This is a genomic window from Polynucleobacter sp. (assembly GCF_018500155.2).
Classification (GTDB): Bacteria; Pseudomonadota; Gammaproteobacteria; order Burkholderiales; family Burkholderiaceae; genus Polynucleobacter.
Genome location: NZ_JAHBAK020000071.1, coordinates 1 through 23221, shown reverse-complemented (window position 1 = coordinate 23221; position 23221 = coordinate 1). Strand labels below are relative to the sequence as shown.

Genomic DNA, 23221 nt, shown 5'->3' with positions numbered 1-23221 from the left:
GACATGAATATTGCCTTGCGTATCCTCAAAAACCAAACGACCTAAAGTATCACGCTTGAGTTGACATGATTGACTCATACGCCACCTCCAATATTTTTCGCAATTTCTTGAAGCATTTCTTCCTGCTTCTCATTTTTCAATTCTTCCGGACTTTCTTCCAAGCTTTCACCTATCGCCCCACCCTCAACCAATTCTGCAGCATGTCGCAACTGCGCCTGATACAAGGTGTAGTAAGCCCCTTGCGCATCCATCAATTGTTCGTGAGAACCAATTTCTACGATTTCGCCCTTATCCAAAACAACCAAGCGGTCTGCCTTTCTCAGAGTGGAGAGGCGATGCGCGATCGCAATCGTAGTGCGGCCCTTTACTAAATTATCTAAAGCCCTCTGAATTTCTTTTTCAGTGGTGGTGTCTACAGATGATGTCGCTTCATCCAAAATTAAAATACTCGGATTAATCAAGAGCGCCCTTGCAATAGAGATACGCTGACGCTCACCACCCGAGAGTGATTGACCACGCTCACCCACAAGAGAGTCATAACCTAATGGCAAGCGCAAAATAAATTCATGCGCATGCGCTGCACGTGCAGCTTCAATGATTTCAGCGCGGGTTGCATTAGGCTTGCCATAGGCAATATTTTCTGCAATCGTGCCAAAGAATAAAAACGGTTCTTGCAATACCAAACCAATGCACTTACGGTAATCTGCTATAGCAATACTACGAATATCACGACCATCTAAGGCAATCGACCCTGCGCTGACATCGTAAAAACGGCAAATCAAATTCACCAAGGTGCTCTTTCCTGAGCCACTATGCCCTACCAGGCCAATCATCTCGCCTGGTGCAATATCCAGATCGATTCCTTTGGTCACAGCGCGATTGCCATAACGAAAGCCAACGCCCCGCATTGAAATTCCGCCTTTGACTGGGCCCAGTGGCGCGGGATTGACTGGTTCAGGAACACTAGAAACGTGATCCAAAATATCAAAAATGCGTTTCGCTCCTGCGGCCGCTTTTTGGGTATGCGACACAATGCGGCTCATTGAGTCTAGGCGAACATAAAAACGGCCTATATAGGCTAAGAATGCAATCAGCACGCCGACCGTCACTTTTTGATGCGCTACCTGCCAGATACCAAAACCCCAAACCACCAATAGGCCTGTCTCAGTCAACAGTGTGACTGTGGGAGAAAACAATCCCCACACACGATTAACGCGATCATTAATTTGTAAATTATGTTTATTCGAATCGACGAATCGTTTTAACTCACGATCTTCTTGCGCAAACGCTTTCACCACCCGAATTCCCGGGATCGTATCCGCCAATATATTAGTAACCTCTGACCAAATACGATCGATCTTCTCAAAGCCAAAACGCAAACGATCTCGTACTACATGAATCATCCACACAATGAATGGCAATGGTGCCAATGTCACAAGCGCCAACAAAGGATCAATCGACACTAAGATGGCCGCAGTCATGGTGATCATTAAGACATCAGTCGCAAAATCCAAGGCATATAGCGATAGAAATACACAAATGCGATCTGTCTCCGCACCAATACGCGCAATCAAATCGCCGGTACGTTTACCGCCAAAATACTCGAGCGAAAGTTTGAGTAAATGCTCAAACGTCGTGTTACGTAAATCAGCACCAATACGCTCACTCACTAATGCTAGTAAATAGGTTTTCCACCATCCCAAGCCCCATGCAATCAGGGCTGCGCCGAATAGCGCAAACAAATACATTGCAGCCAAATGAAAATCAATAGGATTGCCGCGCTCATAGGGAATCAAAACATGATCCATCAACGGCATGGTCAGATACGGCGGTATTAACGTCGCACCAGTAGACAATAAGGTGAGCACAAAGCCGAGTAGCAATTGATTTTGATATGGCTTAGCAAAACGCCATAACTTAAACAATGTCCAAGTAGAGGGTGGTTTGTCATCTTCTGGGTCACACGTTGGACACGTTTCAGAATTTGCCGGTTTTGGACTCAAACAAACAGGGCAAACCTGCTTGTCATATTCGCTTACCTCAACCTCAACTTGATTTTCACCCTTGGTTAATTGCCTAAAGCTCGATTGCAAACGCAATACCTGAGGATTCACCGCTAATGTGAAATACCAAATTCTGAGTAATTTATCTGCTGTCTCTAACTTAAGATGCCCTACCCCAGCATGATCACCATGAAACAAATGCTCTTGAGGGCTCACCGGCCAACTTTCAAAATGTTGGCCATCAGTCCAAACCAAAGCCTGTTCAGTCAGAACCAATACACTTTTCTCAAAACGCAGAGCGAGATCCAAATCCAGCTCGACCCACGCCAAAATGGCTTCGGGATTGCGTAAAGGAGATTGCGAACCCTCAAAAATCCCACTCCATTGACTGGGCAGGGCTGGGGCAAAAGGTAGGATTGGTGGCTTCATCAACCCTAAAAGTATAGTGGGAGCTGGACTGATTGAATTTATTGCACCTGTCAACTTTAAGAGGCCAATAGCCGTTAAATTACCGAAGTGGCCCTTTTTGGGGATTTTTGCAATTTTTGTGGATTTAGAATAAAACCAATACAAACTGAGACCGTCAGGCAAAGTCCCCCAATCTGTCTGGCTTGACCCCTGCAATACCTTAAATGCCCCAATTACTAGACAAATCCATCGAGATACTGAGCGTTAAGCATCTCCGCGGTCCCAATATGTGGACCTACTATCCTGTCATCGAAGTTTGGATCGATATTGGAGACCTTGAAGATTACCCATCCAATCTCATTCCCGGTTTTTATGAGCGTCTTGTAAAAGCGCTGCCAAGCTTAGTAGAGCATCGCTGCAGCTACGGTGAAACAGGTGGATTCTTAAAGCGAGTAGAAGAAGGCACATGGCCTGCTCACATCATGGAGCACCTAACGCTCGAACTTCAAAATCTTGCTGGCATCCCTGGAGGTTTTGGCAAAGCACGCGATGGTGATCGTCGCGGTGTTTATAAAGTGATGGTGAGCGCAATTAATGAAGAGGTCACCTTGACTGCGCTCAAGCATGCACGAGACCTTTATCTTGCGCTTGCTCAAGACAATTCAGATTATGTGGGCTTGGTTAAAGAATTCGTTGAGAACTTACGCGACCTTAGCGATGATTTATTGCTTGGCCCAAGCACTGCTTGCATCGTCAATGCTGCGGAAGAGCGAGGTATTCCTTCCATTCGCTTATCTGAGGGTAATTTAGTCCAGCTTGGATACGGCGCTAAACAACGTCGCATATGGACTGCTGAAACAGACCAAACTAGCGCGATTGCAGAAACGATCTCCCGCGATAAAGATCTCACAAAGAGCTTATTGCGTAGCGCTGGCGTTCCTACTCCTGAGGGTAGAACGGTAAGTAGTCCAGATGATGCTTGGGAAGCGGCGCAAGATATTGGACTGCCAGTCGTTGTAAAACCGATTGATGGCAATCATGGTCGCGGCGTCTTCATTAATCTCTACACCCAACAAGAAATCGAAGCTGCTTATGCTGTTGCTATTGAAGAAGGCAGTGAAGTACTTGTCGAGCGTCATATTGTTGGTGATGAGCATCGCGTTTTAGTTGTTGGCAATAAAGTAGTTGCTGCAGCTAAAGGAGAGAGTGTCTGGGTTACCGGTGATGGCAAACATACGGTAAAAGAATTAATTGATATTCAAATTAATTCTGATCCGCGGCGCGGAACTTCAGAGGAGCACCCTCTTAATCCTGCCCGCATAGACTCTGCAGTAGAGCTGGAATTAGCTCGTCAAAAACTCACTGGCGACAGCATTCCTGCCAAAGACCAGCAAGTCCTGATTCAGATTAATGGCAACGTGGCATTTGATGTAACCGATCAAGTGCATCCTGATATTGCCAACCAAGTAGCACTGGCAGCGCGAGTAGTCGGCCTAGATATTGCTGGAATTGATATGGTCGCACGAGATATCAGCAAGCCGATGGCTGAACAAAATGCCGCTATTGTGGAAGTGAATGCCGGTCCTAGTCTATTAATGCACCTTAAGCCAGCCAGTGGCAAGCCCCAACCCGTTGGCAAAGAAATTGCCAACCATCTCTTTCCTCCTGGCGCAGATTTTCGTATCCCGCTTGTTGGTATCTGCGGCCAAAGTGGCAAAACATCTGTCGCTGAAATGATTGCGCACTTTTTAAGACTTACCAATGTCTATGTTGGCCTGTCTTGTAGTAAGGGCTTATTTTTTGGTAATCGTGCGATTCCAAATACCAATGCGTCTAATTGGGAAAATGCTCGTCGCACCCTTCTCAATCGAGCAGTTGAAGCAGCCGTAATCGAAAATAATCACCTCTCCATGCTTATTGAAGGCCTAGCATATGATCGTTGCCAAGTTGGCGTCGTGCTCAATGTAGATCCGACTGCTAATTTTCCGCAGTATGCAATCTATGATGAGGATCAAGTCTTTAGTATTGTTCGCACCCAAATTGATGTTGTACTACCTACAGGTGTTGGGGTGCTCAATGCAGATGATGCAATGTGTGTCCAAATGGCTGAACTGTGTGACGGTGAAGTGATTTTCTTTAGTGAAAATCCTGACTCCGAAGTCATCAAGACACACCTGCAAAATGGCGGTCGTGCCGTCATCATAGGTAAACAACAAATTACTCTTAAGTCTGGAAAGCTGGATCAAAAATCGATTCCAGTACCACGTCACTCTGAGGCAAGTAGCACCAGTCCATGGAAAACGATGAACCTGGGTGCAGCCATCGCTGCTGCTTGGGCCTTGGATATTCCGTTTAACGTTATTGAAGCCGGCGCAGAAACATATGTGCCAGATTCCACCATTGCGATAGGGGCCTAATTGGAAATCACCCGCATTCGTATGCTTCGTGGCCCCAATTTATGGAGCCGCCATACCGCCCTCGAGGCCATTGTGACGTGTGAAGTCAATGAGCGCTCAATCGATGCTATACCGCAGTTCGAAACCAAAATTCGCGAGCGCTTTCCTCAACTGGGAAGCATGCGTCGCGGCGGTTACACGGAAGTGCTTTCTTTAGCTCACGCACTTGAGCATGCCGCGTTAGGTTTACAAGCGCAAGCTGGCTGTCCTGTCACTTTTAGTCGCACGGTACAGACAATTGATGAAGGTGTTTATCAGGTTGTAGTGGAGTACATTGAAGAAGTGGTTGGTCGCATGGCCTTTGACTTTGGCTTTGCACTGATTCAAGCTACCCTCAATGATGCCCCTTTTGATTTAGCCGCCGCCCTCTCTGAATTAGAAGCTTTATATGAAGACGTTCGACTTGGGCCCAGCACAGGCTCAATTGTAGATGCCGCAATTCAACGCAATATTCCTTATCGCCGCATGACTGAAGGCAGCATGGTCCAGTTCGGCTGGGGTAGCAAACAAAAACGAATTCAGGCAGCGGAAACTAGTGACACCAGTGCAATATCAGAAGCCATTGCACAAGATAAAGAACTTACAAAAAATCTCCTAGCAGCAGCGGGTGTCTCAGTACCGATTGGCGAAGTGGTTACAACAGCAGACGATGCTTGGCGCGCAGCACAAAAAATTGGCGGCCCCATCGTACTCAAACCAAAAGATGGCAATCAAGGTAAAGGGGTTGTCGCCAATATTCAAACAGAAGCGGAAGTGCGTGCAGGATTTGAGGTAACTCAAGCCTTTGGTCGTCAAACGATTGTGGAACGCTATTTACCTGGCGCAGACTATCGCCTGTTAGTGGTTGGCAACCGTTTATCAGCAGCAGCGCGCCGTGAACCCGCTCAAGTCGTTGGCGATGGCAAGCTGACAGTTGCTGAGTTAGTAGAAAAAGAAAATCGCAATCCCTTACGTGGCGATGGTCATGCTACCGCCCTAACCAAAATTCGTTTTGATGATATTGCACTTGCCCATTTAGCGAGTAATGGCCTAACACCTCAATATGTTCCTAAAACTGGTGAACGCGTTCTCTTGCGCAACAACGCCAACCTTAGCACCGGAGGAACAGCTACTGACGTGACTGATGATGTTCATCCTGATGTTGCTGCCAGCGCTATCGCGGCTGCACAGATGATTGGCCTGGATATTGCCGGCGTCGATATTTTGTGTGAGTCCATCTACAAGCCCTTAGAGCAACAAGGTGGCGGCATTGTGGAAGTCAATGCTGCACCAGGATTGCGCATGCATCTGAAGCCTTCTTATGGCAAAGGTCGCCCAGTAGGTGAAGACATTATTAATATGATGTTCCCTCCAGGGGAAGATGGGCGTATACCTGTTGTTGCGGTCACCGGCACTAATGGCAAAACCACAACTGTTCGCCTCATCTCCCATTTATTAAATGAAAATGGTTTGCGTGTTGGCATGACTGGTACGGATGGTGTGTATATCAACCACCGCCTAATTGATACTGGCGATTGCAGTGGCCCTAAGAGCGCACGCAATGTATTGATGCACCCCGATGTTGACGCTGCAGTACTCGAGACTGCCCGCGGCGGCTTATTGCGTGAAGGCCTTGGATTTGATCGTTGCGAGGTAGCGGTTGTCACCAATATTGGTGAAGGCGATCACCTGGGTCTGAACTACATCACTAGCGTTGAAGATCTCGCTGTTTTAAAGCGCGTCATCGTGCAAAACGTTGCCCCTACTGGCGCTGCTGTACTTAATGCTGCTGACCCCATGGTTGCCAAAATGGGAGAGAAATGCTCTGGTCGAGTCATCTTCTTTGCACAAAATCAACATCATCCAGTCATTACTGCTCATCGCGCCAAAAATAAAAAGGTGATTTTCTTTGACGGTACTTATATTGTTGCCTCAAAAGGATCACGTGTGATGTATCGCTTCCCCGTAAGCGAAATTCCTCTGACACAAAATGGTGTTCTTGGCTTCCAAGTGGAAAATGCCATGGCAGCTATTGGAGCAGCTTGGGCCCTGGGTCTAGACGCAGAAAAAATTGCGCGCGGCTTGCACAGTTTTGAAAGCACTGCCAACTCAGTACCGGGTCGCTTTAATCAATTTCAACACAAGGGTGCTACTGTCATTGCTGACTATGGCCACAACCCGGATGCGATGCGCGCTCTCACCACCGCTATTGAAGCGATGAAGCCTAAGCGTAGTCATGTGGTAATTAGTGGCGCAGGAGATCGTCGTGATGAAGATATCCGTGACCTCACCCGTATTTTGGGCAATGCCTTTGATAACGTCATCCTTTACCAAGACGCTTGTCAGCGTGGTCGCGAAGATGGCGAAGTACTACGCCTACTCCAAGAAGGATTGGTTGGCGCTACCAAAGCTAAGCAAGTTAAGGAAATTCATGGAGAATTTTTAGCCATCGATGCTGCCTTAAGCGAAGTATCTGAAGGCGATATCTGCCTCATCCTGATCGACCAAGTGGAAGAATCGCTGGCCTACCTTAAAGAAAAGGTGCAGCCCTAGCATTCCCATTGGATATCACTAGGAATAAAAAAACCCAATCAGATGATTGGGTTTTTTTATTTGCTTAAAGCATTAAGAGTCAATCAAACTTAGGCGTGGTAATCACGTAAACGTTCTATTTCCTCTTTGGATCCTAGCATCACTGAGACGCGCTCATGTAAATCCGTTGGTTGCAAATCCAAAATCAATTCTTTACCGTTGGTGGAAACGCCACCCGCCTGCTCAACCAAAAAGCTCATTGGGTTAGCCTCGTACATTAAACGTAGCTTTCCTGGTTTATGCGGCTCTCGCTGATCCCAAGGATACATAAACACACCACCACGGGACAGCACACGATGTACATCGGCCACCATGGAAGCGATCCAGCGCATATTGAAATCTTTCTCGCGCGAGCCACCCACCCCTGCCAAGCACTCCTCTACATAGCGACGCACGGGGTCTGCCCAATGACGCATGTTAGACATATTGATGGCAAATTCTTTCGTGGAATGAGAAATGGTCACCGCATCCTTAATCAATAAAAACTCTCCGGTGACCTTATTCAAAGTAAACATGACGACACCATCACCTAAGGTCAATGCCATCGTGGTTTGAGGACCGTACACAACATAGCCAGCCGCTACCTGATGACGGCCAGACAATAAAAAATCCGAGGTTTGCAATGGCGCCTGTGGATCCTGTTTTTTTAGGATTGAGAAAATCGTTCCAATGGAAACGTTCACATCAATATTTGAAGAGCCATCAAGCGGATCAAATAACAGCAGATAGTCACCAGCACCTTGAACAGGAACAGGTAATTCCATTTCTTCTGAGGCTAAGCCCGCCAGCGCTTTGCAATCTTTTACGCCTTCAATCAATAAGTCATTGGCAATGATGTCTAACTTTTGCTGGACTTCACCTTGCACATTGCCCGTGCCTGCAGAACCCAATAGACCAATCAGAGCGCCCTGAGCGACTTCGTGACTGAGGGTTGAGCAAGTATTCACGACAGCGGTAAGCAACTCTTTCAATCCTGAAGGAATGGAAGCTCCCTGGGGCTTGGCGGTTGCTAGATACTGCTTAAAAGTGGTGTGGGTGCTAGAAGACAAAACAATTTCTCCAAAGTGCTAATCAGATTGGGGTCTATTTTGCCTTGTAAATCTGGTTTTACCCAAAATAAAGGTTTATATGCTCTGACAGAGGGCTTTTCTAGTCAAAAATGATGGCCTTCCCTATGCCGGTGTCGTTTTTAGACTTTTGACATGCATCCGCTTAGGGATCAATCTGCTAACGCCTTCCCAACCACCTCACGGACATCCGGAGAGAGTGTTTGGCATGCAGCCACTTGCTCCAGAGCTGCCTTCATCTGACCTTGATAAGGTTGGGCAAATAAGCGCCAGCGATCCAATGCCCTTGCTAAACGTGCTGCCACTTGAGGGTTAATGGGATCTAGAGCCAAAACACTCTCTACCCAAAAAGCGTAGCCACTGCCATCGGGTTGATGAAAGCTGGCTGGATTGTTGGCACAAAAAGCATGTATAACGCTTCGAGCACGATTTGGATTGTTGAGCTTAAATGCAGGATGCTCGCGCAGACGTTTGACTTCAAGCAGAGTGGAGTCTTTGCCGTCTACTGGTGGGCGGCTTGATTGCAGGGCAAACCATTTATCAATGACCAATGCATCATTTGCAAAGCGACTAAAGAAATCACGCAAGCATTCTTCCGCCCCTTTTGCTCCATGAATCACAAGAGCAGCTAAAGCAGCATAGCGATCCGTCATATTGTCAGCCACTTGATATTGATTGACAGCCATCGGAGCCCAAATCTTAGGATCCGCCTCAAGCAACATACTTAACGCTAAATTCTTTAATGACCGCTTACCGGAGCTCTGCGCATCAGATTTGAATGGTCCAGGGGTTTGGTTCTGCTGATATAACGCAGCCCATTCAAGCTGCAATTGTTTGGCGAGCTCTTTACGGAAAGCGCGCCGTGACATAAATATCTTCTGGGGATCTACGCTAGAGCATTGCTCATATAAATAGGTTTCAGCAGGCAACGTTAATGCCAACTCCTTAAATGCCGGATCAAGATTGGGGTCAAGCAGTAAGCTCCTGTAACTATTAATTAATTGCGCATCTGGAAGTCGATCACCAAGAATCATCTGCATCGCAATTCTTTGGCCTGCCTCCCAGCGATTAAAGGGATCATCATCAACAGAGAATTGCGTTAAGAGATCAGCCTCGCTTTGTTCAAACTCTAGCTGAATGGGCGCTGAAAAATTGCGGTTAATCGATAGTACTGGACGCTCGGTGACATTCTGAAATGTCCACGACTGAGTGGGCTGCGTTAATTCCAGCAATTGCTCTGGCTGATCATTTTTTGCAGTTAATAAACGTGTCTTTAGGGGAATGTGAAACGGCTCTTTATCTTTTTGTCCTGGAGTGGAAGCGCAACTTTGAGTCAATGTGAGGTGATACTGCCCATTTGCAGGATCATAGACTTCTTCCACTTTGACGCGTGGAGTTCCGGCTTGACTGTACCAGCGCTGAAATTGGCTAAGATCTTTATTGTTGGCATCTGCCATCGCAGCCAAAAAGTCATCACAAGTCACTGCTTGGCCATCATGACGTTGGAAATATAAATCCATTCCCTTACGAAAACCCTCGCGACCCAATAGGGTTTGATACATCCGCACAACCTCTGAGCCTTTTTCATAGACTGTAACGGTATAAAAATTATTGATTTCTTGGTATTCATCGGGACGAATGGGGTGAGCCATGGGACCAGCATCTTCTGGAAACTGCAGTTGACGTAATAATCTGACATCTTCAATGCGCTTGACCGCCCTACCGGATTCGCTTCCCATTTGATCGGCAGAAAATTCTTGATCCCGAAAGACGGTTAAACCCTCTTTAAGGGAGAGCTGAAACCAATCCTGACACGTCACACGATTACCTGTCCAATTATGGAAATATTCGTGGGCGACAACACTTTCAATATTGGCAAAATCCGCATCGGTTGCCGTTTCCGCTTGTGCAAGAACAAATTTAGTATTAAAGATGTTTAATCCCTTGTTCTCCATCGCGCCCATGTTGAAATCACTCACAGCCACAATCATGAAACGCTCAAGATCTAATTCAAGACCAAAACGCTTCTCATCCCAATGAATCGAAGCAATCAAGGAATCCATGGCGTGCCGGGTCTTATTCAGATCATGCGGCTCAACCCAGATTTGTAATAACTTTTTGGCTCCACTGCTCGTAGTAATAGTCTCTTCGACACAAGCCAACTTACCGGCAACCAAGGCAAATAGATACGATGGCTTTGGAAATGGATCTTCCCAGGTTGCGCTATGCCAACCATTGGGCAATTTCTCTTGTTTGAGCAAATTACCATTGGAGAGCAATACCGGACACTCCTCTTCACGCGCCTGCAGGGTGACGCGATAGCGCGCCATCACATCAGGACGATCTAAAAAATAAGTGATCTTACGAAAACCCTCCGCTTCACATTGGGTAAAAAAGTTGCCATTAGAAACGTACAAACCCATCAGACTCGTATTTTTATTCGGCACGCAAATAGAAATGATTTCAACAATAAACTTGTCTTTACCTTCATTGGGTAAAGAATGGATGGTCAAGCTTTCTGGCGTCAGTTCAAAATGGCGATGGGCTTGACCATTAATGCGCAAACTCACAAACTCGAGCTCTTGTCCTACCAGTACCAAAGGCGCTCCTGGCTCAAAACTTTTTCCAGGCAGAACTTCAATACGACTCTTCACAATGGTCCTAGAGGGATCTAGAGCAATATCTAAATCCACTTGGTCAAAAGTGTATACAGGGGGACGATATTCGAGCCGGCGAAAGCTCTGAGGCAGATCTGTTTTCATCTGCTCATTTTAAGTCTTCAGTCCGTCTTATGCAGAGAGTGTTTAGCCCCAAATGAGGGAAGCAATACCAATCAAAATAAAAGTCATAGCTGCCACAGCATGCACCCATTTGATGGGCATACGCTGAGTAAATTTTTGTCCAATCCATACTGCAGGGGCATTTGCCAACATCATCCCTAAGGTAGTGCCTATCGTTACCGAAAGAACATCGGGATAGCGTGCCCCCAAAGCAATGGTAGCAATCTGAGTTTTATCGCCCATCTCAGCCAGAAAGAACAGCACTACCGTCAAGCCAAAAACCTGAAGAGCGCGATCGGCCACTTTAGAGCCTTTCGCGTCATCAATATGATCTGGAATCAGTAGCCATAAACCAATACCCACAAAACTTACCCCCAAAATCCAACGCATCACATCTGGAGTCACCAAGGTCATGAGCCAGTGCCCTAACAAAGCTGCGCATGCATGATTAGCAATGGTTGCAATAAAAATACCCGCAATGATCGCAAGTGCTTGCTTGGGATAACGCGCAGCAAGCATTAATGAGAGCAATTGGGTTTTATCGCCCATCTCGGCCAGTGCAACGACACCTGTAGAGAGAGCTAAAGCAGAAACATCCATGGATTTGAATCGAAGACAACAATTAAAGAATGAATTTTATATCCTTCATTCTCAAATCCATGGAATAGCCATCAGGCAGCTAAAAGATCTTCTGCTAATGAGTACTTCAGTCCTTGCGCCTGTGCGACTGGAAGGGATGTTAATTCACCCTTATGCACACTAAGCCCGTTACACAAATGACGGTTGATGGATAGCGCTTGCAAGACGCCATGATCAGCCAATGCCTCTACAAAAGGATAGGTTGCATTCGTGAGGGCAAAGGTCGATGTTCTGGCAACAGCGCCGGGCATATTGGCCACACAGTAATGTAAGACCCCATCCACCACAAATGTTGGATCAGCATGAGTAGTGGGCTGAGAAGTTTCAAAACACCCGCCTTGATCAATGGCAACATCCACTATCACTGCGCCTTTTTTCATCTTTTTAATCATCTGTCGTGTGACCAACTTTGGTGCTGCAGCACCCGGCAACAATACAGCACCAATGACGACATCAGCCTCGCATACCTCTTGCTCAATGAGTAAGCCATCGGCATAGAAAGTGCGCACTCGATTACCGTAGGTAAGGTCAATCTGCCTGAGACGATCAATATCCCGATCAAATATACAAACGTCTGCGCCCATCCCAACAGCCAATTGCAATGCATTGCGTCCCACAACGCCGCCACCCAAAATGACGACTTTTGCGGGCGATACTCCAGGAACCCCTGCCATCAAAACTCCTAAGCCACCGTTTGATTTTTCTAAGTGGGTGGCAGCCGCCTGAATAGACATACGTCCTGCCACTTCACTCATGGGAGCGAGCAATGGCAAAAGTCCATTAGCAGCGGTGACCGTTTCATAGGCGATACAGGTTGCGCCTGATTTCATCAATGCGAGCGTTTGCGCTGGATCTGGCGCTAAATGTAAATAGGTAAATAAAGTTTGATCTTCACGCAACATGGCACATTCCTGAGGTTGCGGCTCCTTCACCTTCACAATCATTTCTGCTTTTTGAAAGATTTCCGCTGCACTATTGATCAGAGTAGCCCCGGCAACCTGGTAAGCGTCATCACTCAATCCAATTTGTGCTCCTGCACCCCTTTGCACTAAAACGCAATGGCCTCGTTGGCATAAGCTATTGACATTGCCTGGGGTCAGGCCAACACGATATTCATTATTTTTTACTTCTTGTGGAACACCAATAATCACTGTTATCTCCTATGATTTAAATTCACGACGATTTGCTGTTTTGCGATGTAAACCCACGATGTAAAACATCAGCAGGTACACGCCCAATAAACACGGACCCAATATCAATGCCATCCGCGCATCCTCATGCATACCCATCAACACCACAACTAAAAAGATGAATGCCAATGCGAACCATGAGGAATAGGGCCACCAGGGTGCTCGATAACCCAACCCTGCAATCTGTGTTGGACTTAAAGAGCGACGAAATTGCATTTGTGTAAATAAAATCGCTATCCAAACCATTAAGCCCACAAATGTGACAGCTGCCATGATGTACTGAAAGGCTTTATCAGGAACAAAGTAATTGAGCACCACACCAGACATGCATACTGCTACCGTCACAATGACTGCCCGATGGGGAACGCCGTATTGCGATAGCTTGGCTAATGGGCTTGGAGCGTAACCATTTTGAGCAAGCGCATATAACAGTCGTCCACCACTAAAAATGCCCGCGTTACAAGATGACAGTGCAGCAGTAATGACTACAAAATTAATGAGACCTGCGGCCTCCCGCAAACCAATTCGCTCAAACATGACTACGAATGGACTGCCCTGTTGACCCACTTCATTCCAAGGGAATATCGCCAATATCACCAGGATCGCACCAAGATAAAAAATCAAGATGCGCCATGCCAAGGAATCAATTGCCATCGGTATGGTTTTCTGAGGATTCTCAGCTTCGCCTGCAGACAGCCCAATCATCTCAATGCCAACATACGCAAAGAGCACCATTTGCAAGGACAGCAACATCCCGCCAATACCGTTAGGAAAAAATCCACCGTGTTGCCAAAGGTTGCTTAAACCCAGTGGTTGCCAATCATTCGTAAAGCCAAATAAGATGACTGCGCCACCTAAGGCAATCATCGCCACGATCGCTACGACTTTAATCAAGGCAAACCAAAACTCAAACTCACCGAATACTTTGACTGCAATCAGATTGATGAGCCCCATCATCACAATTGAAGAGAGAGCCCATATCCATTGCGGAATGTCAGGGAACCAGATATCCATATAGATGCCGACTGCCGTGACCTCGGCAATGCCAACCACAATCCAGTAAGTCCAATAACCCCAACCCACCATATAGCCTGCTAACGGCCCAACATAGGTATTGGCATAAGCTGCAAAAGAGCCTGCTACCGGCTCATGTACAGCCATTTCGCCCAAGGAACGCAGCACAATAAAGGCAACGATACCGGCTAGCAAATATCCCAACAGGATCGAGGGCCCTGCAATTTGTATTGCACTTGCTGAGCCTAAAAATAAACCGACTCCAATGGTTGAACCTAAAGCCATCAACCGGATATGCCTTACTTTGAGGTGGCGCTTTAAGCCATTCTGTTCAGTCTGCAAAAGAGAACTCCTTTCAATTTGTCGTTGGAGATTTACCAACGCAGCAAAGTCTAGGGAGGAGTTGCTATATGCACTAGAGGCTAGAAATGATGAAAGTAACTAAACAAACAAAAATAATTGAACGCCACCGTCAATTAACACTTCACATCAAAGGGTTGAGGTGTTTATAGAGTGTGATGACTTCACCAGAATCAGTAATTTCTTACAGGGAACACCCTTAACCGATTTGGGCAAATCCATTGAAAAAAGACAAAGTCACTTATTGTTGACTTTGTCCAATCAAATTAAGAATTTCAGCGGCTGCGGCAAGGCCACAGGCTGCAGTGACCATGACAGTAGATCCGTAGCCTGAGCAAGCCAAGCCACCAGTGGAAGCCCCAGCCCGTGGCTCATGGGAATAGACAGCGCGAATGCCAATTTTGTGTTTGAGGTTGCGCGAGAAACCATGATCCTGTCGCAAGCCTTGCCTGACTTTAGCTAGCAATGCATCTTGCTCGGTGCGGGATAAATCATCACAACGAATCGAAGTGGGGTCTGTTTTTCCACCAGCCGCTCCACACATCACTAGATCACGCTGATTTTCTCGAGCCCAAACTGATAAGGCAATTTTCGTTTGCACTGAATCCGTTGCATCTAATACAAAAGCATTTGCTGGAATAATGCGATCCAGATTTTCTGGCTCTAAGAATTCATCATGGGCAGTAATCTGTATTTCAGGATTAATTTGCAAAATGCGCGAAGTCATCGCCTCGACTTTTGCTTTGCCATACTGCCCCTCAATCGCATGTAGCTGACGATTGGTATTGCTCTCTGCAATATGGTCAAAATCCACCAGCACCAGATGCCCTATTCCAGTTCGTGCCAACGCTTCTGCAGCCCAGGAACCTACCCCGCCAAGACCTGCCACCACAACTGTAGCGTTTTGAAAGCGCGACCGAAGGTCAGCCCCATAGAGTCTGGCTACACCTCCGAAACGACGCTCATCAATACCGTCTTCATGCTTGTTTTCTGTCATAGCTTCTCTTTATACTGAATAAATGAACTCTCTTGCACAACTTCGCAAAAATTACACCCTTGGTCAACTGTCAGAGACTGAGGTGCCACAAGAACCGTTGCTCCTTTTTCAGCAATGGTTTGATCAAGCCATTAAAGCAGAGTGTCCTGAACCGAATTCTATGACGCTGGCAACTGCCGACAAGGCGGGTAATCCATCGGCTCGCATTGTCTTACGCAAAGGGGCTGATGAAAACGGCTTTACCTTTTTCACTAATTACGAAAGCCAAAAGGGCAAAGATCTCGCCCAAAGACCTCAAGCTGCGCTTTTATTTCATTGGCACGAGCTAGAACGCCAGGTTCGCATTCAGGGCATCGTGGAGCGCGTCAGCTCCCAAGAAAGTGATCAGTACTACCACTCACGCCCCCCTGCTTCCAGAATTGGTGCCTGGGCCTCCCCACAGAGCGCAGTCATTCCCAGTCGAGAGTTTTTGGAAGAGGCTGAAGCACGTTTTAAGGCGGAGTTTGGAGAAGCCCCGCCCCGGCCAGAGCATTGGGGCGGCTACCGCCTAAGACCCACCGCAATTGAATTTTGGCAAGGGCGCCCTTCTCGATTACATGATCGCATCCATTACGAGCGCATTGATGGACGATGGAAAATTAGTCGACTAGCGCCTTAAATCCCACTGCGCTAACTGAACTGCGGCGCAATCAAAGAGGTAAATTTTTTTCGAAATTTAGCCAACTTAGGCGCAACTACAGCAACACAATATCCTTGATAGGGATGCTGTTGAAAATAATTTTGGTGATAGTCTTCAGCTGGATAAATCGATGGCGCAGAGTCTATTTGAGTGACCACTGGATTTGTGTAAATTTTTGCAGTCTCTAGTTCGCGCACAACCTCATGCGCAATACGATTTTGTGACTCACTATGGGTAAAAATTACAGAGCGATATTGCGTCCCATGATCATTACCTTGGTAATTTAAGGTCGTAGGATCATGGATGACAAAAAAGATTTCCAGCAGATCCCTGTACGAAATGATGGTGGGGTCAAACTGAATATCCACAATTTCTGCATGGCCAGTTTCCCCTGTACAAACCGCTTCATAGCTAGGATGAGGATCCCTCCCTCCTGCATATCCCGACACAACACTATGGACGCCCTGAATCTGCTGGTAAACAGCCTCTAAACACCAAAAGCATCCTCCACCCAGGGTGGCTCTCTCAAGGGTCTGAGATTTTTTATCTGCGTTTTCATTCATGGCTTTATCCTAATGCCTTATCCAAAAACTTGCCAACCAACACCCTGCTATGAATCGCTTCACTATCCAATTCGACGAAATCAAGGCTGCTTTTGCCGCTGACCCTAATCCCTCGTTAGAAGTAAGGTTAGAAAGAATTGCTCGCATCAAACAAATGATCGAAGCAAACGAAGACAAACTTTGTAAAACTTTGGCTGCTGATTTTGGTGTACGTCACTCAATAGAGACGCGCTTGGCTGAATGTCAGATGATTTATCAAGCATGCAAGTTCACTAGCAAGCATTTGCAAGAATGGATGAAGCCAACGCAAAGAGAGGTCCCCATTCACCTGGGAAGCTCACAAGCCTGGGTTCAAAGTCAGCCACTAGGAGTGGTTGGCATTTTGAGTCCCTGGAACTACCCAGTACAACTTGCATTGGTACCAGCCATTGCCGCAATTGCTGCAGGTAACAGAGTGTGGCTCAAACCCTCCGAACGTAGCTCTCGCACTTCGGGGTTTTTGGCAAACCTCATTTCGGAATACTTTCACCCCACAGAGTTTTGTGTCACGACAGGCGGTCCGGATGTCGCAGAGCAATTTTCCATGCTGCCCTTTGATCACCTCTTTTTCACTGGATCTGGCGCTATCGGAAAAAAAGTGATGCGCGCTGCAGCTGAAAATCTGACTCCCATTACTTTAGAGTTAGGTGGCACGACGCCTGCCATTATCGACTCCTCTGCAAACCTAAGAGAGGCTGCTAAAGCCATTATCTATGGAAAGCTACTCAATGGCGGACAAACCTGTATAGCGCCGGACTACGTGCTCATTGAAGAAAATCAACAAGAGGCATTGATTCAAGAATTAAAGAGTGCTGCTCAAGCTCAATTTAGCAACCCCGAAGAGCTCACTGGTCCTATTGATGATAGGCAATTGCATTTTTGGCAGCACTTAGTCAGCGATGCCCTTAGTCGTGGCGCCAATCTGATTCCGCTGCTAGAAAACCCAAAAGCAGGTGCCCGACGTTTTGAGCCCCTTGCAATGACCAACGTTTCTGCCGACTGCGCCATCTTGCAAGAAGAAATCTTTGGCCCCATTCTTCCGATACTCACCATCAAAGATACGGATGCGGCTGTGAAATTCATTAACGAGCGCCCTCATCCATTAGCCCTATATTGGTTTGGCAAGAATAAGAAGCATATGCAGAAAGTGCTAAATGAAACGCTTTCTGGCGGAGTAACCATCAATGACACTTTGTTGCACATTACGATCGATGACTTACCTTTTGGTGGTGTCGGTGCCAGCGGTATAGGTAAATATCATGGCAAAGAAGGTTTTGATACTTTTAGCCATCAAAAATCCGTGCTGGATGTCAAAGGATTTATGGGGATCAACCTATTCAAGGGCACAACCGTAGCTCGTCCTCCATATGGGAAAAAGGTTGAGTGGTTATTACGTTATCTCAAATAGTTTTATACGTGCACGAATAACAGTCGAATCGCAAAAATCATAAAAACGCAACCGGTGAGAATCCATAACCCGCCCGCTAGTCGATAGTGCTTTACAAAGCACTTCGAAAAATATTGACCTACAAAAATCAATCCGCCAAGATAGGTCATACTCATTAGCTGCAGCACAGTGGCCAAGTAGGTAAATGTGATTACTGGGTGAGCAAATTCTGGATGGATAAATTGCGAGAAAAAAGCAATAAAGAAAAAGATTGCTTTCGGGTTCGTCAGGGATAGTGAGAGCGCAGCAAGCAAAGGGTGCAATTGCAAGATACGAGTTTGTACGTCAACACGATTTGTCTGCGCAGATACCTGCCAGCGTTGTTGACCATTTCGGATTAAGCCCACACCCATCCACGCTAAATACAGGGCACCTAAGATGCGTACAACCTGAAAAATAACTGGGGAAGACTGAAGCAATGACGCTGCGCCTAAGGCAACAGCGATCATGAGAACTAAGTCACCTATAAAAATGCCCATCGCACCCCATGCACCAGCACGCCATCCTTTTTGGGTTGCGATAGTCAATACATAAAGAGAATTGGGGCCAGGCAACAAAATGATCAAAAGCGTCCCCAGCAAATAACTTGGAAAGTTGACGATTCCCGCATTTACTGGAGATAGACTGGCTAATCCGATGAATTCCATGGCTACATGATAATTAATTCGGGAAAACCCTTGTAATCAAGACAGCAAAATGCCATAATGAGAGGCTTTTTTAAGCAAATAGTTTCATCGCCCCCCAGCTCTATTTCAGCGCACCGTTTAGAAGTTATAAACAAAGACCAAAAACCGCGCTGCCGCTTGTCTGATGGTCGATGCCTTTGACCATCGCACCCTAATATGAATTCGGTGCAACATACGGAGACATCCCTTCAAGAGGGATGTGTAATAGCATGACTTTTTCTAAAGAAAATAAACACGAGCCTAAAAACTCAACACAAGATTTGGGAAACACTGGATCGCAATTTCAGAATTTCGCCTTAGCGGCGCCATTACTGAAAAATATTGCTGAACTAGGTTTCACTCAAGCAACACCTGTTCAAGCTCAGGTGATACCTGCCGCTTTGGCAGGCGGTGATCTATTGGTGAGCAGTCAAACGGGTAGCGGTAAAACCGCCGCTTTTTTGTTGCCATTAATTCATCAACTCATGGAAAGTAATCCAAAAAATTCGCCAGTACCGGGACGCGCACAACCGAAAATTTTAGTGCTCTGCCCTACACGTGAATTAGCGCAACAGGTTGCTGCAGATGCAGTGAACTTTGTACGCGGCACAAAAGGAATTCGAGTAGCCACCGTAATGGGTGGAATGCCTTACGGCAAACAAATCCAAGCTTTAAAAGGCGCATTACTCGTAGTGGCAACTCCTGGTCGTTTGCTCGACTTATGTGACAGCAAAGCTATTCGCTTAGATGACGTTCAACAACTTGTCATCGACGAAGCAGATCGCATGCTCGATATGGGTTTTGCAGAAGATTTGGAAGCCATTGATCAGCGTTGTGCTGGTCGCCAACAAACATTGATGTTCTCTGCTACTTTTGCGCCGAATATCATGGCGCTTGCCAATGAGCTGACTACGGATGCGAAGCGTATCGAGCTTGCCCATGCCGGTGAAAAACACGCCAATATTGAGCAAAAATTACACTGGGCTGACAGCATGTCTCATAAGCATAAGTTGCTTGAGCATATTTTGGCTGATGCCTCCCTGGATCAAGCGGTGGTATTTGCGAGCACCCAGGTAGAAAGCGAAAAGATTGCCGATACATTACGCGCCAATGGCTATGAAGCAACTGCTCTACATGGCGCCATGCCCCAAGCAGTGCGCATGCGTCGCTTAGAGTCATTACGCAAAGGTCACACCAAGATTTTGGTAGCAACCGATGTTGCAGCACGCGGCATTGATGTGCCTCGTATTAGCCACGTGATTAACTTTGGTCTCCCCATGAAACCTGAAGACTACACGCACCGCATCGGTCGTACCGGTCGAGCAGGTCGTAATGGCGTTGCTATTACTTTGGTAGAACATCGTGATCGCGCAAAGATTCGCAATATTGAACGCTTTACACAACAAGACATTGTTGCTTCAGTAATTGCCGGTCTTGAGCCTCAAGCCAAACCCTCATTTGGTGGTGGTGGCCGACCTGGCGGACGCTCAGGCAATCGCTCGGGCGGTGGTAATCGCTCAGGTGGTAGCGGAGGCCGTTATGGTTCTGGCGCACGCTCTGAATCTCGCTTTGGCGGCGGTAATGCAGGCGGAAGTCGCTCTGGCGATTCTCGTCCAGCGCGCTCAGCAGATTCTCGCCCTGCCCGCTCTGCAGACTCTCGGCCAAAACGCCCAGCTGGTCCACGCTTTGCCAAACCAAAATCTGGCGGTCAGCGCCGTAACTTTAGCGGCAACTAAAAATGTCTCACCGTCATCGTCTCCGTTCTGCATGGAATCGAGTCGGTTCCGGTGAGATACATCGGGCACCACGCCAGTGGCAACCATGGTTGCTGGACACGGGTTCATTGACTCAAAAAATTGAAAAGGCTATTGGCCACAAACTGCAAGTTCAGGTTTTGCGAGATTGCCCGCAAACATTAAATAGCGATGAGAGTCGCTATTTTCATTTCAGAATCAGACGTTGTCGTGTTCGTGAAGTTTTATTGTGCGCCAACCATACTCCATTAGTGATGGCCCACAGTGTCATCCCTACTCTAAGTTCGAGCGGTAGCAATCATTCGATTCTGCGTTTAGGTACAAAGCCATTAGGTGCAGTATTGTTTGCAAAAACCCGTATGCACTCCAAGGCAAAACCTCCGCGGGATATTGCACGATTGGATCGAAGCAGCAGCCTATGGAAAAAATGTTCTAAGCAATATCCTGGCCTAAGCACACCCCTTTGGGCACGTCGCACTCTCTATCGCCTCAGAGGGCACCCCATTTTGGTAAATGAAATTTTCTTGCCCGCTTTGTTGGATTTTTTAAAACCAGAGCGTTAAAGACTTATCCAAGCAAGAGTAGCTTTTATTAAAGCATCATCACCTGACTCAGTAGTAAACACTTCACCAAAGCCAATCCTCTCAGCTGCATCAGCGATATTATGGTGTGAGCAAACAGCGCTTGCTCTTTGCAAACTCTGTAGACCCTCTGGAAATTGATCCTGCATAACTTGACCCAGATGACGTACAGCCTCTGAGGAAGTCAACAGCCACAATGATTGAGAAAGATCAATGGAACGTATGACCTCCCAAGCGCGATGATCTATATCCAAAGGAACGCGTGCATAAGTGGATAACGCATCGATAGAGGCGCCCGCTTTTTTTAATTCATCTGCTAACCACTCGCGTCCGCCTTCACCTTTGAAAATTACGACTTTTTTGGTAGACCAATTCCACTGCAATTTTTGAAGCACCTGCCAAAGACCCTCGGAGTCCCAATGTTCAGGGTTTGGGGGCATATAGATTGGAGTTGGGTGGGCCTCTAATCCAATCCCATGGTTTTTAAGAGCTAAAGCACTACTTCCCCCCATCACGCCAACTGGAATCACTTTTTTAGAAAAATCCTGCCAACTGCGGCTTAATAAGCGCATGACAGATTCGATCGCATTTGGGCTGACAAATATTGCAAGATCTGCATCACTCAAAGTACTAGCAATATGATCCGCTAAATGATCATCCTCCTTAGGGACAATCGTGAGCAAAGGAAGTGACACGATTTCTGGGAGATCACACTGCGCGATACCGCATTGCTCGAATGCTTTCGTCAAGGACTCAATCAATTGCCTGGCCTGTCCGACAGGCCTGGTGATGACTATGGTTTTAGCGCTCATAGCAATTTTGAGATAGTGATATCCAAGACTACCTAGTCATTTTTTACTTAGTCATTTTAGGAATTAAATCCATCGCGCCCTGGGCGATGAGTTCATTGGCGATTTTTAGACCAAGAGCCTCTGCATCTTCAATGGAAGACACTTTGGCCTGACCTTTAGCTAAACAAATATTTTTGCCATCGGTTGAAGCTACAAACGATTGAATTTGCATCTGCTGCGCATCCCATACGGCATGGGCTGCCAACGGTACCTCGCACGACCCTCCAAGCTGACGAGATACCATACGTTCTGCAGACACTGCATATAACGTTGGTGCGTCATTAAGAGGTGCCAACCACTGTTTGATCTTTGGATGTTGACTCAAGGTCTCAATACCCAGAGCACCTTGCCCTGCAGCTGGCGTATAGGGATCATAGGGCAGATAAGCGCGAATGCGCTCTTCTAAACCCAATCGCTTTAAACCTGCTGCCGCCAAAATGATGGCTTGATATTCGCCACGATCCAATTTACCCATGCGCGTATCCAAATTACCGCGTAATGGCTGAATTTCTAAATGGGGAAATTTTGCGCGCAATACTGACTCGCGACGCAAACTCGAAGTTCCCACAACTGCTCCTTTGGGTAAATCTTCTAGGTTGGCGTATTCATTAGATACAAAAGCATCACGTGCGTCCTCTCTAGCCATTACACATGCCAGATCAAAACCCTCAGGCATCACCATAGGCACATCTTTTAGGGAGTGCACTGCTAGATCAGCGCGACCATCTTCCAGCGCAGTTTCCAATTCTTTTACAAAAAGTCCTTTACCGCCCACTTTAGAGAGGGCTCGATCCAAAATTTGGTCACCCCTTGTCGTCATCCCCAAAATCTGCACATCACACCCTGGATAGAGCTTTTTCAGGCAATCCCGGACATACTCGGCCTGCCACATGGCAAGCCTACTTTCGCGAGAGGCTATAACAAGACGCTTTGGGGCTTCCAAAGCGATAGACGAGGACAAAGAATTCAGGGTTTGGGACATAACATTTAAAATAATCAAAGACCTACATCAATATACTGTGTTTGTAAACTCATCCAAAACTGCCTTAGCCAACAATCCCCAGGCTGGTTCGTCCCGTTTTCCCGACCCTTTGAACGAACGCCACCAGGATGATTCCGCCTCTATAGGGTTTGATCAACGTTTTGCCCTAGTGGGT

At 46.8% G+C, this 23221-nt stretch carries 17 protein-coding genes; 6 read left to right on the top strand and 11 right to left on the bottom strand.

Features of this window, described 5'->3' with window-relative positions; genetic code table 11:
* Positions 1-74 precede the first annotated feature (74 nt).
* Positions 75-2435: an ABC transporter ATP-binding protein gene (locus tag KIH43_RS08230; protein WP_297719635.1), complete on the bottom strand. Its 2361-nt coding sequence runs from the start codon at positions 2433-2435 to the stop codon at positions 75-77.
* A gap of 200 nt (positions 2436-2635) precedes the next feature.
* Between KIH43_RS08230 and cphA (KIH43_RS08225) the strand changes: the two genes are divergently transcribed.
* Both cphA (KIH43_RS08225) and cphA (KIH43_RS08220) read left to right on the top strand, forming a co-directional pair.
* Positions 2636-4828, top strand: coding sequence for a cyanophycin synthetase (cphA, locus tag KIH43_RS08225; RefSeq protein ID WP_297719632.1), 2193 nt, complete (start codon positions 2636-2638; stop codon positions 4826-4828).
* Positions 4829-7399 carry a cyanophycin synthetase gene (cphA, locus tag KIH43_RS08220; protein ID WP_297719629.1) on the top strand — a complete coding sequence of 857 codons (2571 nt, stop codon included), beginning with the start codon at positions 4829-4831 and terminating at the stop codon, positions 7397-7399.
* An 89-nt stretch (positions 7400-7488) separates the two neighbouring features.
* Here cphA (KIH43_RS08220) and KIH43_RS08215 read toward each other — a convergent pair whose 3' ends face one another.
* From KIH43_RS08215 to KIH43_RS08190, 6 genes are all read right to left on the bottom strand, one after another.
* On the bottom strand, positions 7489-8487 hold the full coding sequence (locus tag KIH43_RS08215; protein WP_297719626.1) for a class 1 fructose-bisphosphatase: 999 nt from the start codon (positions 8485-8487) through the stop codon (positions 7489-7491).
* A 170-nt stretch (positions 8488-8657) separates the two neighbouring features.
* Positions 8658-11267, bottom strand: coding sequence for an aminopeptidase N (gene pepN / locus KIH43_RS08210; RefSeq protein WP_297719623.1), 2610 nt, complete (start codon positions 11265-11267; stop codon positions 8658-8660).
* 42 nt (positions 11268-11309) lie between these two features.
* A complete protein-coding gene (locus tag KIH43_RS08205) occupies positions 11310-11885 on the bottom strand; it encodes a TMEM165/GDT1 family protein (protein ID WP_297719621.1) in 576 nt (191 codons plus the stop codon).
* 71 nt (positions 11886-11956) lie between these two features.
* Entirely contained in the window at positions 11957-13075 is a 1119-nt protein-coding gene (gene ald / locus KIH43_RS08200; RefSeq protein ID WP_297719618.1) for an alanine dehydrogenase, read from the bottom strand.
* Between the two features lie 9 nt (positions 13076-13084).
* Positions 13085-14413 (bottom strand): amino acid permease, encoded by a 1329-nt coding sequence (locus tag KIH43_RS08195; RefSeq protein WP_297719637.1) that lies wholly within the window; start codon positions 14411-14413, stop codon positions 13085-13087.
* A 316-nt stretch (positions 14414-14729) separates the two neighbouring features.
* Complete coding sequence (locus KIH43_RS08190) at positions 14730-15485, bottom strand: tRNA threonylcarbamoyladenosine dehydratase (protein ID WP_296968252.1); 756 nt, start codon at positions 15483-15485, stop codon at positions 14730-14732.
* Between the two features lie 22 nt (positions 15486-15507).
* Between KIH43_RS08190 and pdxH the strand changes: the two genes are divergently transcribed.
* Entirely contained in the window at positions 15508-16143 is a 636-nt protein-coding gene (gene pdxH / locus KIH43_RS08185; RefSeq protein WP_297719615.1) for a pyridoxamine 5'-phosphate oxidase, read from the top strand.
* An 11-nt stretch (positions 16144-16154) separates the two neighbouring features.
* Here the strand turns inward: pdxH and msrA are convergent, their stop codons facing one another.
* The gene (msrA, locus tag KIH43_RS08180) at positions 16155-16727 is read right to left on the bottom strand and encodes a peptide-methionine (S)-S-oxide reductase MsrA (protein WP_297719612.1); all 573 of its coding nucleotides are present in this window, start codon (positions 16725-16727) and stop codon (positions 16155-16157) included.
* Between the two features lie 49 nt (positions 16728-16776).
* Between msrA and KIH43_RS08175 the strand changes: the two genes are divergently transcribed.
* Positions 16777-18174 carry a coniferyl aldehyde dehydrogenase gene (locus tag KIH43_RS08175; RefSeq protein ID WP_297719609.1) on the top strand — a complete coding sequence of 466 codons (1398 nt, stop codon included), beginning with the start codon at positions 16777-16779 and terminating at the stop codon, positions 18172-18174.
* 2 nt (positions 18175-18176) lie between these two features.
* Here KIH43_RS08175 and leuE read toward each other — a convergent pair whose 3' ends face one another.
* A complete protein-coding gene (leuE, locus tag KIH43_RS08170) occupies positions 18177-18860 on the bottom strand; it encodes a leucine efflux protein LeuE (RefSeq protein ID WP_297719606.1) in 684 nt (227 codons plus the stop codon).
* 248 nt (positions 18861-19108) lie between these two features.
* Here leuE and KIH43_RS08165 point away from each other — a divergent pair, with 248 nt between their 5' ends.
* Together KIH43_RS08165 and KIH43_RS08160 are read left to right on the top strand one after the other, a co-directional pair.
* On the top strand, positions 19109-20614 hold the full coding sequence (locus KIH43_RS08165; protein ID WP_297719603.1) for a DEAD/DEAH box helicase: 1506 nt from the start codon (positions 19109-19111) through the stop codon (positions 20612-20614).
* A gap of 2 nt (positions 20615-20616) precedes the next feature.
* On the top strand, positions 20617-21195 hold the full coding sequence (locus KIH43_RS08160) for a chorismate lyase (protein WP_297719600.1): 579 nt from the start codon (positions 20617-20619) through the stop codon (positions 21193-21195).
* On the opposite strand, the gene KIH43_RS08155 is transcribed toward KIH43_RS08160, so the two are convergent.
* Both KIH43_RS08155 and hemC read right to left on the bottom strand, forming a co-directional pair.
* On the bottom strand, positions 21192-22025 hold the full coding sequence (locus KIH43_RS08155) for a uroporphyrinogen-III synthase (RefSeq protein ID WP_297719598.1): 834 nt from the start codon (positions 22023-22025) through the stop codon (positions 21192-21194). The two genes, KIH43_RS08160 and KIH43_RS08155, sit on opposite strands and share 4 nt — an antisense overlap.
* A 43-nt stretch (positions 22026-22068) precedes the next feature.
* Complete coding sequence (hemC, locus tag KIH43_RS08150) at positions 22069-23046, bottom strand: hydroxymethylbilane synthase (RefSeq protein ID WP_296968236.1); 978 nt, start codon at positions 23044-23046, stop codon at positions 22069-22071.
* Positions 23047-23221 lie beyond the last annotated feature (175 nt).